Origin of the sequence: Aequorivita sp. 609, from assembly GCF_014212065.1 — a bacterium.
Lineage (GTDB): Bacteria > Bacteroidota > Bacteroidia > Flavobacteriales > Flavobacteriaceae > Aequorivita > Aequorivita sinensis.
The window spans coordinates 20,787-35,868 of the sequence record NZ_JACJVM010000032.1; the positions used below are offsets into that span (position 1 = coordinate 20,787).

General features: G+C 30.2%; 12 protein-coding genes. All 12 read right to left on the bottom strand.

Features of this window, described 5'->3' with window-relative positions; all coding sequences use genetic code 11:
* Window positions 1-99 precede the first annotated feature (99 nt).
* Window positions 100-1,896, bottom strand: a complete 1,797-nt coding sequence (locus H4O20_RS08775) for an ABC transporter ATP-binding protein (protein ID WP_185099004.1) — start codon at window positions 1,894-1,896, stop codon at window positions 100-102.
* A gap of 126 nt (window positions 1,897-2,022) precedes the next feature.
* Window positions 2,023-3,399, bottom strand: a complete 1,377-nt coding sequence (locus H4O20_RS08780; protein WP_185099005.1) for a bifunctional cytidylyltransferase/SDR family oxidoreductase — start codon at window positions 3,397-3,399, stop codon at window positions 2,023-2,025.
* Between the two features lie 90 nt (window positions 3,400-3,489).
* Window positions 3,490-4,548, bottom strand: a complete 1,059-nt coding sequence (locus tag H4O20_RS08785; RefSeq protein ID WP_185099006.1) for a glycosyltransferase — start codon at window positions 4,546-4,548, stop codon at window positions 3,490-3,492.
* A gap of 43 nt (window positions 4,549-4,591) precedes the next feature.
* Window positions 4,592-5,710, bottom strand: a complete 1,119-nt coding sequence (locus H4O20_RS08790) for a CDP-glycerol glycerophosphotransferase family protein (protein ID WP_185099007.1) — start codon at window positions 5,708-5,710, stop codon at window positions 4,592-4,594.
* A 269-nt stretch (window positions 5,711-5,979) separates the two neighbouring features.
* A complete protein-coding gene (locus H4O20_RS08795; RefSeq protein ID WP_185099008.1) occupies window positions 5,980-7,104 on the bottom strand; it encodes a hypothetical protein in 1,125 nt (374 codons plus the stop codon).
* Between the two features lie 640 nt (window positions 7,105-7,744).
* The gene (locus tag H4O20_RS08800) at window positions 7,745-8,572 is read right to left on the bottom strand and encodes a glycosyltransferase family 2 protein (protein ID WP_185099009.1); all 828 of its coding nucleotides are present in this window, start codon (window positions 8,570-8,572) and stop codon (window positions 7,745-7,747) included.
* Window positions 8,573-8,623: 51 nt separating this feature from the next.
* Window positions 8,624-10,420 carry an ABC transporter ATP-binding protein gene (locus H4O20_RS08805; protein ID WP_185099010.1) on the bottom strand — a complete coding sequence of 599 codons (1,797 nt, stop codon included), beginning with the start codon at window positions 10,418-10,420 and terminating at the stop codon, window positions 8,624-8,626.
* 210 nt (window positions 10,421-10,630) lie between these two features.
* Window positions 10,631-11,641, bottom strand: a complete 1,011-nt coding sequence (locus tag H4O20_RS08810; protein WP_185099011.1) for a glycosyltransferase family 2 protein — start codon at window positions 11,639-11,641, stop codon at window positions 10,631-10,633.
* Window positions 11,638-12,156 (bottom strand): GNAT family N-acetyltransferase, encoded by a 519-nt coding sequence (locus H4O20_RS08815; protein WP_185099012.1) that lies wholly within the window; start codon window positions 12,154-12,156, stop codon window positions 11,638-11,640. Before H4O20_RS08815 ends, H4O20_RS08810 begins: the two co-directional genes overlap by 4 nt.
* Window positions 12,153-12,866, bottom strand: a complete 714-nt coding sequence (locus H4O20_RS08820; protein ID WP_185099013.1) for a WbqC family protein — start codon at window positions 12,864-12,866, stop codon at window positions 12,153-12,155. The genes H4O20_RS08815 and H4O20_RS08820 overlap by 4 nt, the downstream gene beginning before the upstream one ends.
* Window positions 12,863-14,167, bottom strand: a complete 1,305-nt coding sequence (locus H4O20_RS08825; protein ID WP_221442805.1) for a polysaccharide pyruvyl transferase family protein — start codon at window positions 14,165-14,167, stop codon at window positions 12,863-12,865. The genes H4O20_RS08820 and H4O20_RS08825 overlap by 4 nt, the downstream gene beginning before the upstream one ends.
* Before the next feature lie 48 nt (window positions 14,168-14,215).
* The gene (locus H4O20_RS08830; protein WP_185099014.1) at window positions 14,216-14,872 is read right to left on the bottom strand and encodes a sugar O-acyltransferase; all 657 of its coding nucleotides are present in this window, start codon (window positions 14,870-14,872) and stop codon (window positions 14,216-14,218) included.
* Between the last annotated feature and the right edge of the window lie 210 nt (window positions 14,873-15,082).

Consider the following 15,082-nt stretch of genomic DNA (forward strand, 5'->3'; position numbering starts at 1 on the left):
AATTTATGTGATTATAATTGATAGTTTAGTTAGCAAGACTTAGTGATTAATTAACTTAAGTTAGATTATGTTATAAGTGGTTTTTATATATTAAATTACTTATAACTCTTGTAACTCAACCATTTTTTTAAATCTTTCTTGTTTAAGTATCAAGTTTTCGAAAGTATCGATATCTAAAATTTTACCTTTATCCATAAATACAATCTTATTGACATTGCGAATAGTAGATAAACGATGGGCAACCATCACTATGGTGTATTCCCCTTGCAATTCATCTATACTCTCTTGTATGACTTTTTCAGTCTCTGAATCTAAAGCAGAAGTCGCTTCGTCTAGAATTAGAATATCTATTTCTTTGTAAAGTTCACGTGCTATCGAAATTCTTTGTTTTTGTCCGCCACTTAAATTTATTCCGTTATTTCCGAGTTGTGTTTCCTCTCCTTTAGGCAATTCATTTAGAAGAGTTTCTAAAGCAGCTTGCTTTATACTAAGTTTATACCGTTGTAGGTTTTCAGAAGTTTTTTGACCCCATAAAGTTACATTGTTATAGATAGTATCGTTAAATATTACAGGGTCCTGGCTTACATAACCTATTCGTTTTTGGAAAGATTCCTTATTCAAATCTTTCAATAACATATCATCTATATAAATACTTCCATCACTCTCCACTAAAAGTCCTGCAATTAGATTGGCTAAGGTCGATTTTCCACTCCCACTCTCTCCTACCAAAGCTATACTTTGAAATTTATCGATTTTTAAATTTATATCCTTTAAAATAAGTTCATTACCATAAGAAAAATCCACATCTTTTAGAACAATAGAATTTTTAAAATTATTAATTTTAACTTTTCCTTGCTTTTCTTTTCCCGACTCCAAATCCCTTTGAAAATCTTTCATGTTCTCTAAGGAACCTGAAACCTCCATATAACTATTCCAAAACCATTGCAAACTCATTAATGCTGTAAGTGCTCTATAAAAAAACAACAAACTAATTATAATTACGCCGATATTCCCTTCAAAATAGCTTACTTGAATTAGAATTACCGCAGCAATAATAATTACCATAATCGGTTCACGAACAGCTGTTGCAATACTGTTTAAAGCACCAATCCGTTTAAGGGAGTCTTCTATTTTGAGAATAGTATCTTTTAATTTTACTCCATAAGAAATTGCACTGCCAGTGGCTTTTAAATATTTAAAATGGCCTACATATTGAATTACTTGGCCTTGAAAAACAGAATTATGTTGTGTCAATTTTCCAGAGGCTCCTTTTGTGCGTTTATAAATATATTTGTAAAGAATATTTGTTAAAGCTCCTCCTACACTAACTAATAGTGCAAATTGGGCATTAGCCATAAACGCAAAACTCATATAAACCACTACCATAACCAATTGTTGGAAAGTGTTGAAGTATGCCGAAAATGCAAGTGAAACCTTACTAACCTCCCCCGTCATGGTGTTTTGAATACGCCCTACATCAGAAAGGATAAAGCGTTTAAAATCTATTTGGCTAAGTAGATCTAATAAATTAAGCCTAATTTTTTTAATAAAACTTTGTTGTAAAATCACTAGATAAATATTGCGTATATAAAAAGCTACTCCTTTTAATACAAAAAATACTATCATTAAAATTAAAATACTCTGCAGGGTCATTGATATTCCAACAGCTTCCAATGTTTTGATAAACACTCCTAAATACCCCATTTTATCGGGATTAGCCATATTGCTTTCACTCACAACCTGAAGCAATGGTATAAACATTGTTAAGCCTAATCCGTCTAAAAAGCTTACAGCAACACTCAAAAAAAAGGCTATAAAAACTTTGGCCCTTAGATAACGAAAGAAAAAGGCAAAGTCTGTAAAGTACTTTTTAATAAAGTTTTTTAATTTTAACATGGAGTTGAAAATACTATTTTATGTGATTGCGTAAACTACGGCAATGTTAATTTAAAGTAGAAGTTTATATATCAAGAGATGATTTATGGCAGTATAAATTTTAAAGAAGAAACACGGTGGATTTTTTTACATTAATTCATTCTTTTTTACATCAATTACTTGCCCATTTAATTGGCTAAGTAATACTCCTAGTGATATTTTTGCAACTTCACTAGCGCTTAATAAACTATCTACAGGCTCGTGACCGAAATTTGATAAACGCATAGGAGTTTTTGTTCGTTCAGGATTTATACAATTTACTTGAATATTATCAGGACTCCATTCCTCTGCCAAGGCTTGAGTAAAATTAACAACAGCAGCTTTAGTTGCTGAATACACACTATAAAATGATCTTCCACGTGTATAAGAACTTGATGTAAAATTTAATAATTGTCCATTAGATTTTTTAAGAAAAGTATAGCTCTCACGAGCTATACAAATAACTCCTTTTAAATTTGTATTTAGTGCTTCATCAATTTTCTCAGTCTCCATGTGTATTAATGCTTCCTTCGTTAATACTGCGGCAGTATTAATTACAAAATCTATTTTACTTTCTCTTGTTACCACCATTTGTAAGGCTGCTGCAACATGGACTGGATTTGAAATTTCGGTATTGTTTAAACTACGAGAAAAAGGATAAACCCTAGCCCTCAACTCTTTAGCTATATTTACAATTTCTTTCCCAATTCCTGATCCACCACCAAAAACAACTATTACTTTGTCTTTTAATTTTGATAAATCTGGGTTTGTATAAAAATTGGTTGTTTTTAGTTGAAATAATTTATCTAATAGAAAACTATCTTCCTTATAGGTTAGCTTAAAATTATTCTCTTCTCCAGGTACCACATAAATCTCAACTTCTGGTAAATAATTTAAAACAACGCCACAATCATCAGTCGTTTTAAAATTAGGGTCTTGAAGTGCTAAATCATAAGCTTTTTTTATAATCTCGTATTTAAAAGCCTGAGGGGTCTGCCCCCTTCTCAAATACTTTCTTTCTGGTATACTTTTAATAATATTATATTCCGAATTGAGCTGAATAATGGTATCGGTAGAAGGGATTGCTGTGTTTATAGCTGAATATTTTTTTAATGCTTGAATTACATTATCAATAATATCATCACTAACTAAAGGTCGGACAGAGTCGTGAAAAATTAAATTAATATCTGAATTAGCAGGAAACGCATTAATAGCACTCAAACTTGATTCATACCGTTCTTCTCCACCTTGAAGAATTTTTTTAACTTTAGTCCAATCGTTGATAAGCACAAAGTTCTCAACTTGAGTTATATATAAGGAATGGCAAACAATAACAATTTCATCTATATTTTTGTGATTTTGGAAGCTCTGTACTGTATGCTCTAAAACTGTTTTTCCTGCTACTTTGAAAAATTGTTTTGGCAGCTCCATATTCATTCTAGAGCCTATACCGCCTGCAAGAATGACTGCTATATTTTTTGACATTTTTTATATTTTGATAAAAGTTGACTATTTCACTAATCGACTACGTAATATTAATTATTTCACGAAAGTAATAATTCAATGTCTCTTATTTTATTTTTTATAATTACCTTTTAAAATAGTTATTAAATGATCTCCAAATAAAAGTCTCAACCAACGACTAAAATTCCCTTTATATCTGAAGTTTAAAAAAAAATCTAAATTATTAAATAGTAATTTTTTCCTTTCAGTTCTATTTGCATATCCATATGCTTCAGGTAAACAATTTTGTTTCCACCACTTATTGGTGGATTGAATTTCTTTATTGTATTTAAATTTTGAAAAACTGTTGAAAAGATTGTAAGTATAAATTCTGCTTTCCATATGATTAATCTGCCATTCAAAGGTTTTAGAAAGTTCACTCCAAGATCCAATCGTTCTTCTTCTATAAACTGCCATTGTACCTGGTATATATCCAATTTCACCATTGTAAGCATAATACAACTTTAAAGCTAAATCGGTAAGCGGTGCCTTAAAAAGCCAATTTGGTAAAGTTTTTAAAGATTCTGATTTCGCAACAACTGAAACAGTCCAAATCCCTAAGCCCTCTCCCAATATATAATCTTTTATATTAAATAATTGTAATTTTTCGGGGTTTGGAGGATGTTTAATATGATTGTAAAAAGGATCTTTTTCATCAACACACTCAGTAGGGTGATAGCACAGTACGCAATTTGGATTTGCTTCCATAAAATCAACTTGTTTTTGAAGTTTTAAGGGATCTGTCCAATAATCATCTCCCTCGCATATAGCTATATAATTCCCAGTACTGGAAAATGTACTATAAAAGAAATTAAAAACTGGTGAGGGTCTGTTGTTTATTTTAATATTATTTTTCCTACTATGTAAAAATAATCGAATTTTATCTGGGTTTTTTTCTGCATAATCCTTACATATTTCTCTAGTTCCGTCTAATGAATCATCCTCACCAATTATAATTTCAATATTAAAGTTTGTTTTTTGCTTTAGAATTCCATCTAGACAATCTTTAATATACGGAGCTTGCTGATAGGTTAACACCAAAACTGTTAACTTAGTGTTTTGATCTACCTGATTTGGAACTTCTATTACAGGCTGTAATTCATATTTACTTTTGAATACTTCAAAATTCATTTTAATACCTTTTAATAACCTTATAATAGAAAATTAGATTTTTTTAGTTTTTCTTAGAATTAAAAATAAAGTTCGCCAAGCGTTCTGCACTTTTACCATCCCGATATTTAAAATACAAATTACGCATTTTCACTCTCTTTTCTACATAAGGGTCGAGATCAGTTGTTAAGAGTTTATTAAGAAATTCAAAAAAATCTTTTTGATTTTGATATAGTTTTGAAGGCAACCAATTTTCAATATCCTCAAAGTACAGTTCTTCATTATTTTTGACTTTCTCCAAATCTGTACAAAAACATATAATGGGCTTATCTAATAAAGAGAAATCTGTCATTACAGATGAAAAATCGGTTATTAACATATCGGTACACCCAATTAAATGATAAAGTGTGATTTTTTTATTAAGTATCCATTGATCGTTTATAATTAAAATATTACTTAAACTATCAATATCCTTTTTACTTAAAGTGTCATAATAGTAATGAGGCTTTAGAATGCAGATAGCATTGTGTTTTTTTAGAATATTATTAAATGTCGACACATCAAATCCTTCACTATTAAATATATTATCTAGTTTTATTCCATATTCACCCATTTCAACATCTATCCCAGGAGGCATCCTCCTATAGGTAGGCATCCATAAGATAATTTTACTATAGCTGTTTAAATATGGATCTATTTGATTAATAATTTGATTTTTTTCATTTTTAGCTTTCAGCATTATATCATTTCTAGGATAACCAGAAATAATCACACTCTCAATAGGAACCGCAAAAGAATGTGAAAATATTTTCTGAGTTAATTCTGAAGTAGCGACGGTAATGTCTGCCTTTACACCTCCATAACCTCTAGCTGCTTTAATTTTTTTATGGCCTACACCATGCCATAGATTAACATGAATTTGACTTTTAGGAGTTTTCAAAAATCCATGAGTACTAAGAATATACTTGCTCGTTAAGTAAGTTGAATTAAATTTTAAGCTTCCTATTACAATCAATTCAACATTGTGATTAAGTAAAGGAGTAATCGAATTTTTGTTTGACTTTTTTACAACAAATGACACAGGTAAATTATAATTCTCAGAAATATAATTCGCCATCGCGATAGCATTTGTTTCTGCATTAAAACTGTCAATAAGCATTACCCTGCTAACTTTAGGCAGCATTAGACTCAAGTTTTGCCTTAAAAAACTTTTAAGTTTATACCTAATTGATGATTGCTTTGGAGTTGATTTTCTCAATATTGTATTAACTTTAAATCCTTACTGTTTTAAATAATAGACTCGTTGATGAACCATATCTAAATACTTACTGATTAACAATTCTCAGAACATGAGAATTAAAGTATTTTAAAATAGGAAAAAAAAATTGAATTTCTGATTTTTGTCATGATTTAAACTTTAGTTCTTTAATACCACATTGAATAAACAAAGGATTATTCACTATTAACAATCCGAATTATCTGGTTTTGAAATTTCTCTAAAGAATGTTCTCGCATTAGTATCTGTAAACTTTCAAAATTATTTTGTTTTTCTGATGCAGATAAAAATATATTATTGCATTTTAAGTCCTTTTCTAAATCATTCTCAATTGAATAAACTAAAAAATTATTTTTAGTTGCCCAGCTATATGTGACATTCTTTTCACTTAAATATATTTTTACTCCATTCATCAATGCAGTTACTATATTATCCAATGCCATTTGTCTATATCCATTTATTACTAAGGCTGCTGCATGGTGATATATTTCAATAAATTCCTCTTTGGGCAGAAATGTTTCTATCAATTCAATTTCTGGAATCTGCTCACTTTCTTTTTTTACTTGGTGGGAATATTCATCTACAATCCCATAGCTAAAAAACATTTTAATTTTTAATTCATTGGGAAGCATGGTATTTCTAAATAATTTTAGAACATCTAAATGATTATTGTCTTTATTCCTACTGTTTCCAAAAATAATCAACGAAGATTTTTTAAAATTTCCTTGATTGTAGGGGATAAATCCAATAGGAAATTGAAGAAAGGTGGGTAAATCATAGCCCATATTTTTTAAAAGAGTATGCTCATCTTCCATAACGCCCAAAAAAAAGTCAATCTTACTTAGCAATAATTTAATATTTTTATAGGAAAGTAAGGCAGGTCGAAAATACCGTATTATCATATGCATTACCGAGGTATTTTTCTTTTTTGTTTTCCAATATTTTAGCGTTTCTTTACTATAAAACAAATCGGGCTCACGAGTATAAATTTCAGCGCCATAAAATCTCCAAATTATTTTGATTTTTTCGGGCAGTGATAAAATAAGCTTAACTGTAATTTTATTAAGGAAGTTTACAATTAACAAATCAGCTGTTTTACATATTTCCAAGAGTTGATTCAATTGATTTGCGCTATCCTTTGCTAGAAGATGAGCATTTTTCTTAAATTTCAAAGGTATATTATCGGAATCTCCAATATACACTAATTCATTGTTAAATTGATGAAAACGATAACTATCAATAAAATAAATAAATTTTGGATCAGAATATATATGGATTATATTTTTTGGAGTCTTACTCATATTAAATTGGTTTTAAAACAAGATTGCTACAATTACTTATTATAGGTGTAGCTAAAAGATAAATGTTTAATAATAATATTATTCTCGATTTTTTTTTGGACACACACAAATCTTTAAATATAACTTAAGGCCAATTGACCAGATTTTATTAGCTCATAATCCTTCCGGTTTCTAATTCGTAGATATTTTTTAGTTTCACCAAATTTATTATAAAACGTAATTTTTGAACCAATTTGGTTTAAGCAGTATAACATTGAAATAAAGTTTGGAACATCCGGTTTTAATTAAAAAAAGTAATCTTAATTAAATAAGATTAGGTTGGACTTATCTCAAATAAAAATATGATTATTGAGTTTTGGGTTATGAGTAATAGTCGAAAATAAAAATAGGTATTCCGAATTTATACACAGTCATACAACAGCATTATTATCCAACTATCAAGGAAATTTCTATAAGTTTACCAATATTTTTTTCAATAAATTTCTTAAAGTGGTTTTCTCTTCATAAACATTATTTTTGAAATATTAATCTTTGTATATCAAATTGTAGGCATTTCTATTTTTTTATCATATTTTTAAAAATCTTAGATAAGTCTTTTAATGGCCTGCTTCAATTCAATAACGATTATGTTTTATTTAGACTAAGTGTTTTTTTTTAAAATTTTGAATAATTGCGTTTTGCAATAGATCGCCCACAATCCTTTTTTATACAAGTATTTAATATAGTTTTTTTTATATGCTTGTATTGATTTACAATATTTTATATGAAATTTTAATAAGGATATCAGATTGTTCAAATATTCATTTATGGTAAATTTAGTCGTATTGGAAATCCCTTTTTCGCTATGGCGAATCCACTTAAATAGGGCTTTATTTACATATGAAAACTCATCAACAATAAAAAACATTTTCAGGTTAAAATCTAAATCCTGACCCTTCTTTATTTTCGGATTCCATTTTATTAATCCAGGTTTAAAATAACTTGTATCAATTACCCCTATAGAAGTATGTAAAAAGCGAGCTTCTGTCAAAATTTGCTTAATACTTCTATTATTTGAAGCTAACAGTATAATTTTTCCATATTCATCAGTATGGTAATAATCGCAGATGCAGAAACCTGTGTTTTCCTCTTGCATTTTATTTATTTGCAATTCTAATTTTTCAGGCATTAAATAATCATCAGAATCTAAAAATTGTAAGTATCTACCTGATGCATTCTTAATTCCATTATTTCGAGCGCTTGGTGCTCCCGAATTTATTTGATAAATATATACAACCTTAAAGTCCTTATCTGTGTGTTGTATGACCCAATCGTTAATAATTTGCTTTGTATTATCCGTAGAGCCATCATCCACAATCACCACCTCAATAGGACGATAGGTCTGTTTCCATACACTATCCATGGCGTTTTCTAAATGCTTTGTCCTGTTATAAGTTGGAATGATAACTGAAACAAGATTCTTGTTCATAATAGACGCAAACATTATTATATTATATGGGTATTATCTCGATTTTAAGGTTTACAATTCCTGTAGCTCAACCATTCTTTTAAATCGCTCTTGTTTCTGCATTAAATTACCAAAAGTATCTACATCCACAATTCGCCCCTTATCCATAAAAACAATTCGATCAACATTTTTAATTGTAGATAACCTATGTGCCACAATTATAAGTGTATATCTTCCTTGCAATGCTTCTATGCTTTCTTGAATAGCTTTCTCGGTTTCAGAATCTAAAGCTGAAGTTGCCTCATCTAAGATAAGAATATCTATATCTTTATACATCTCGCGCGCTATGGAAACTCTCTGTTTTTGCCCTCCACTTAAATTTATTCCATTATTTCCTAAAAGAGTCTTGTCTCGTAAATTCAATTCTTGCACAAAACTTTCCAAAGAAGCTTTCTTTAAACTCTCCTTAAAACGTTTTTCAGTTTCTGGAGTTTTATGATCCCATAGAGTAATATTATTAAATAAAGTATCATCAAAAATTACGGGGTCCTGGCTTACATACCCTATCCTGCGCTGATATGTTTTTGATTTAAATTCATTTAAAGGAATGGAATCTACATTAATCTCCCCCTCCTGCGGTTTTAAAATTCCTGTTATTACGCTTGTGAGTGTGGTTTTTCCACTTCCACTCTCCCCTACGAATGCGATAGTTTCATTTTTAAAAATTTTGAGATTAAGGGATTTTAAAATTGCTTCAGAGCCGTAATAAAAACTTAGATTTGAAATATTAATCTCAGTTTGAAAGTGATCGAATTCTCTACTTACATCTTCCAGCTTACTTTCTTCTAGTTCCTGACCAAATTCTTCTATATTATCTATGGAGCCGGAAACTCCAAGAAAAGAATTCCAAAGTGCCTGAAGCCCAATTAGAGATGTTAGCGCCCTATAAAAAAACAGTAGGCTAACAAAAGCTGTTCCCAAGGTTCCTCCAAAATAATTGAATTGAATCCATAAAACAATGCAGAGAATAATGATGATTGCTGGTTCAACTACCGCTCCTCCAATACTTCTTAACATTCCTAAGCGCTTCCTACTTTCTTCAATAGCAAAAATTGTTTCTTCCAATTTTCGCGAAAACTTATCAATAACCCCTGTGGAACGCAAATATTTGAAATGAGTTACATGTTGAATAATCTGTCCTTGGAAAATGTGATTTTGAGTTGTCAATTCTTTCGACGCTAATCTTGTTCTACTATACACAAGCCTAAAAAGAAAATGTGAAATCACACTAAAGATTATCACCAATAAGGCAAAACCTGGATTAATCAAAAATGCGAATATTAAATATATTAATGCCATTAGTGCATTTCTAATTGTTCCAAAATAGGTCATAAAGGCATTAGCTACACGATCGACTTCACCGCTCAATGTATTTTGAATTCTACCCGAATCGGCAAGCATAAATTTTTTAAAGCTTATCTGATTTAAGCCTCTCAACAAGAACAATCTCATTTTTCTAATAAAACTTTGCTGAAGCACGATGATATAGACACTACATAAATATTTAACCATACCTTTAAGAATAAAAACCAGCAGCATTACCCCAATAATCTTAGTTATTGTTAAGGTAATTCCGAAGCCTTTTATTGTTTCCACAACTACTGCCAATTTCCCCATGCCCGACAGATCAATATTTCCATCATTGCTTATAACTTCAAACAAGGGAAGGAACATGGATAATCCTAAGGCATCTAACAAACTCATTAACATACTTAATAACAGAGCAGTGTAGACTCTTTTTCCTAGGTACTTATAAAAAAAAGAAAAATTGGAAGCATATTCCCTAAATATTCCTTTGGATTTGCTCATAGAATTAGCCTAGAATTTCGTTGAGAATTAATGTAAAGTTTTTAGCTTTAGTTTCTTTCTTATTAATCATTTATATGTATTTTTATAGGAGTAATTTATTTTAAAGTTTCGCATAACAACTTATTATTTTGGTTGAATTCCCTTCGGGAATGATATATTCATTCTCGATGCATCATCCATTTCGAAAACATTCAATAAAACAGAATCTTTCTATTTACTTATACTCATTTTTTTTTTAAGTTCCGATTTTAAAATTTTTAATTGTAGCGGAATAAAGCATTTATAAAATTCTTTACGTTCTTTCTCAGAATTCATTAAAGGTTTTATTTCCCGAATAATTTGTCTTGTAGTTATGGTTTTGTTTCTAAGTTGGGGCGTTTTTATTTTGGAGTTTGGCATCAATCCAGAAATTTTTAAATTAATTATTTTAAAGCAAATCTTCAAATAACGTTGCTTACTAAATGAATTTTTATCTTTTTCATAAATCTCTTTAACTAAATAGTATTGGAATAGTAATCTGTCTCGATGATCCGTCCCGCTGTTCACTCCACTTTTATGCACGTTGTAACCAACTAGTATCTCGTTGCTGTAATATCCTTTGCCTATTTTTAAAAGATGGTAAAAGAGATGGATATCAAAAGAAAATTCATATTCCTTTAAAAGTTTTACCTGTTCTGCATAATTTCGAAATAAAACGCTTGAAGGCCTTATTAACGAAAACCAAGCCTTATTATGGTCCTCTAGATCAAATTGCGAACCTTTATCCTCATTTTTTTCTGGGGATACTTTGTTGGTTCTTATAACTGGTGTTTTTTTTCCATCTTGAACCCGCATATAAGCTCCACAAACAAGGGAGAAATCAGGGTTATTCTCCAAAAATGTCACTTGTTTTTGTAATTTTTTCTCGTCTATCCAGAAATCATCTCCATCACAGAGCGCTAAGTACTTCCCTTTGGCTCTGGGATAATTAAACCTCAAGTTTATACCTCCAGCTTTTTTAGACCATTGATTTTCAGTTTGTAGAATTGGTTTTACAATCTCTGGATATTTTTGCTGAAATCCCTTAATAATAGCCTGGGTACCATCGGTAGAGGCATCGTCGTGAATTAGAATCTCAAAATCAAAGTCACATTTTTGATTTGTCAAGCTTTCAAGACATTTGCCGATAAACTGTTGGTGATTATAGGTGATGCACAATATGGAAACTAAAGGTTTTTTCATATTTCTCTTATCAAATAAGTTGAAGTTTCTCCTACACTTTTTACATAAAAGCCAATTTTTTTATATACATATATTAGAACCTGGTTATCGTTACGAACTTCTGTATGTATACTCTTAATAGGTATTTTATTAGCTTCAACATTGATACCAAGTGCTTTTGTAAAATCCTTGCTAAGTTTAATTGTTTCGGTCGAAATCTCTGAAAATCGACCTTCTAAAAACTTTATTAATTCAATTATTAAAGTTACTCCTTGACCACGATATTCTTTTTCAATACTGAAGTTTGTAATAAAAAGAAACTTACTTTCCGAATTGAAGTAACTTGCCATAAGTCCTATTAAGATGTTTTCATTATAATATTCTAAGCGAATAGCACTATCAACTAATTTCTTTGAATATTCATCTATATCGACATAAGTATGTAATGCAGGTTTAAAGTCATTATCTACTCTCCAAAAATGTTCTTTTATTTGCTGCTCAGTAGATTTATTAAAGGTATATGTAAGCGATATCATGGATTTATTATTTCATAATGGTTTAAAAACTCACTTACTTGAGAAACATCGTTAAACATACAAACATCCATTATTGATAGAAAGGGTATAAAATCATTTTCAAATTGTGAATACTCTATTTGACTAGTTCTAAAAAAGAATAATTCTAAATTTTCTTTTTCAAAGCTTTCTGGGTCATATAAGTTCTTCCCACCAAGGGAATTTATATAGTGAGTTGCCTGTAATGCTTTACAAACTCCTATAACCTTATCCTGTGCCCTCAATAAGTGGACATCCTTCCCCAATTTAGAAAATACTTTAATAGGGGTTTCAATATTTAAGAAATCTTTTATACAATATACACTATTGAGAATGTAATCGAATAGATTGCGTTCTTCATAACATATAATTTTTTCAACTACTGGAAAAAAATCATTAAAGTAAGGAGCTTTTGAATAATTAGCTTCTATACGCCTCAATAACCTACCTGCTTCCTTATCAAAATTTTCGACTAAATAGCGTTGATCCACATCTAAAAAGTCCGAATCCTTTTTAATCGGTAAAGTAAAATAAGCATCTTTGCCATTTTGTAGCATACGATTTCGACGAATCCAACTGGCTTTAGAAAACTCTATATTGTCATAAATCACAAATTCATCCACCATTTCCATCAATTGAAAATATCCTATATAAGGTAAGAAATAGGGTTGCATAATTCCAATCTTTTTCATTCAAAAAGACTTTTTAAAAGATTAAAATTTTGTTTCGATTTATTCTTGACCTCGGGAATATGCACTTTAAGTTGTTCTCTTATGATTTTTAAATTCTGAATGCATTTTTGAATTTTATAAAAAATATCTTCTGGTAGATTTGGGTTTGCAACATATTCTAGAACCCCTGCCTCTTTAGCAAAACCTTTTAATTTATGTGCTTGGGGCCCATTACCGTAATCTATAATCACCGTAGGAATTTGTTGACTCAATCCGGCAACTGCTCCGTGAATCCTACCACTGATTAACATATCAAAATTTCCTATAATGGCTTTAGTTGTCCAAGGATCATATACATCATTAAGAGCAAAAACCCTATCTGCATAACCTTTTTGAAGCATTATTTTTTCTAATTGCTTAATAGTATCATAATCTCTCCCATGAAGAAGACGAAAAGGCTTCTCTCCTGGATTAAATCCATTGGAATGAGACATTAAACATAATTTTACTTCAGAGTTCTCTTTTAAGAATTTTAACAATGGATTTACAAGAAAATCATACTCTGATTCTGTTCGTTTAGCAGAATCAAAGGCTTGAGTAGGAAAATTCCATCCACATAGAATAACTCCAACGACCAAATTTGGTTTTTCCCGATTGAATAGCGGATGAATTTCTTCTATGTCTAAATCAGTTTTAGTTTCAAACAAAAATGAAGGGCAACTTAGATCTTTAAGATTGCTTAAATTGAACCCATATTCTTTCAAAATTTTCCTACTGAAACTTTCTCTATTGGTAACTAAGTCGAAATTTTCAAAAACTTCTTTGGCGAAATCTAAGTTTTCCCCTGGGCTAAATGGACCAGGTGAACCCGCCATCATAACCGTTTTTTTACCTAATAGCTGTGCGGTTCTATCTTTATATAAACCTACCAGAAACCGGTTTTCTCCTAAAAAGTCCGCATTGTCACCCCAAATATCTCCACTGAAATCTATAACTAGATCCGCTTCCATTATAGCGTCCATAAAAGGAGTTGTTTCGGTGAGAGGTTTTCCGTTATGATAATCTAAAGCGAGTTGATATTCTTTTTGAGCTATGGGGAGATCTTCTTCGATAAAGCCATAGTACCATTCCATCGGCACTACTTCTATATTTTCATCTAGACAAAATCTTTTAGATAGCTGTAAGGTTGTTTTTACTTTGGCATTGGGGAAAGTATAATGTACCATTCGGATGGCAGGTTCAACTATATAGTAATTTCCAATATTTCCGAACTCTATTCTCCCCCAATGAACTGTAGATTGACCGAATATAAATATTTTCACAATTGAAGATGTTAATTGATTATTAAGCTAATTCCCTACCATTAAATCTTATAAAAGCCTTAATTTGGTTGAATCAAAACTTTGCTTTTCAGTAGCTTTATTTAAGTAAACTGAAGCAGGGTCAGTATTTTTAGAAATTGTACACCCCATTCCAACAACTGTATATTCTCCTAAAATTATATTGGGACCAATTATTGACCCTAAGCCTATAAAAACATTGTTTTTCAAGTGTACATTACCAGCTAATATACTTGCAGATATAAAGCAATTATCATCAATTTTACAGTGATGCCCTATTTTTGATCCAATTAAAGTGGTGTTGTTTCCTATTTCAACAAAACTTGAAATCCAACAGAACTGATCAATAAAGATATTCTCTCCTATCTTAACAGTTTTATCAATGAAAGGCGAAGGACAAACACAGTTTACAAAGCTATATCCATTCCTTTTACACTCTTGAAAAATTTCTTCTCTTGCTCGATTTACTCGTTGTGGACCAACAGCTATAAACAACTTAAATTCGTCGTTAGGATAAATGCGTGTTATATCTTCGTAAGAAATAACTGGATATCCATTTAATTCTGATGTATTAAGATATTCTCTTTTAACCGTAAAAGCAACAACTTGGTGTAAGTTATACTTTGTCATTAAATTCGCTGTAAGTTCAGCATGTCGGCCGGCGCCATATATTACAACTTTATCCATAGGGATTCTCACTTATTAATAAGTTAACAAGAATTATTGGGGAGAAAGTCAGTTTGTTACGAGCAAATATAAGATAAAAGCATCTAATATAAGCTTTCAATTATATTTTAAGAAATATTTAATTAAAGTACAGTCCGAAACAAAGATTTAGAATCAAAAGTACAATTATTAATTTAATTAAATTAAATTTTTACAAACACTTAAATTATT

Excerpts from the sequence above, each read along its gene's own strand:
- H4O20_RS08805 (WP_185099010.1), bottom strand. The coding sequence starts at position 10,420 with ATGAGCAAATCCAAAGGAATATTTAGGGAATATGCTTCCAATTTTTCT.
- H4O20_RS08820 (WP_185099013.1), bottom strand. The coding sequence starts at position 12,866 with ATGAAAAAGATTGGAATTATGCAACCCTATTTCTTACCTTATATAGGA.
- H4O20_RS08775 (WP_185099004.1), bottom strand. The coding sequence starts at position 1,896 with ATGTTAAAATTAAAAAACTTTATTAAAAAGTACTTTACAGACTTTGCC.
- H4O20_RS08790 (WP_185099007.1), bottom strand. The coding sequence starts at position 5,710 with ATGCTGCCTAAAGTTAGCAGGGTAATGCTTATTGACAGTTTTAATGCA.
- H4O20_RS08800 (WP_185099009.1), bottom strand. The coding sequence starts at position 8,572 with ATGAACAAGAATCTTGTTTCAGTTATCATTCCAACTTATAACAGGACA.
- H4O20_RS08780 (WP_185099005.1), bottom strand. The coding sequence starts at position 3,399 with ATGTCAAAAAATATAGCAGTCATTCTTGCAGGCGGTATAGGCTCTAGA.
- H4O20_RS08785 (WP_185099006.1), bottom strand. The coding sequence starts at position 4,548 with ATGAATTTTGAAGTATTCAAAAGTAAATATGAATTACAGCCTGTAATA.
- H4O20_RS08830 (WP_185099014.1), bottom strand. The coding sequence starts at position 14,872 with ATGGATAAAGTTGTAATATATGGCGCCGGCCGACATGCTGAACTTACA.
- H4O20_RS08810 (WP_185099011.1), bottom strand. The coding sequence starts at position 11,641 with ATGAAAAAACCTTTAGTTTCCATATTGTGCATCACCTATAATCACCAA.
- H4O20_RS08795 (WP_185099008.1), bottom strand. The coding sequence starts at position 7,104 with ATGAGTAAGACTCCAAAAAATATAATCCATATATATTCTGATCCAAAA.
- H4O20_RS08815 (WP_185099012.1), bottom strand. The coding sequence starts at position 12,156 with ATGATATCGCTTACATATACCTTTAATAAATCTACTGAGCAGCAAATA.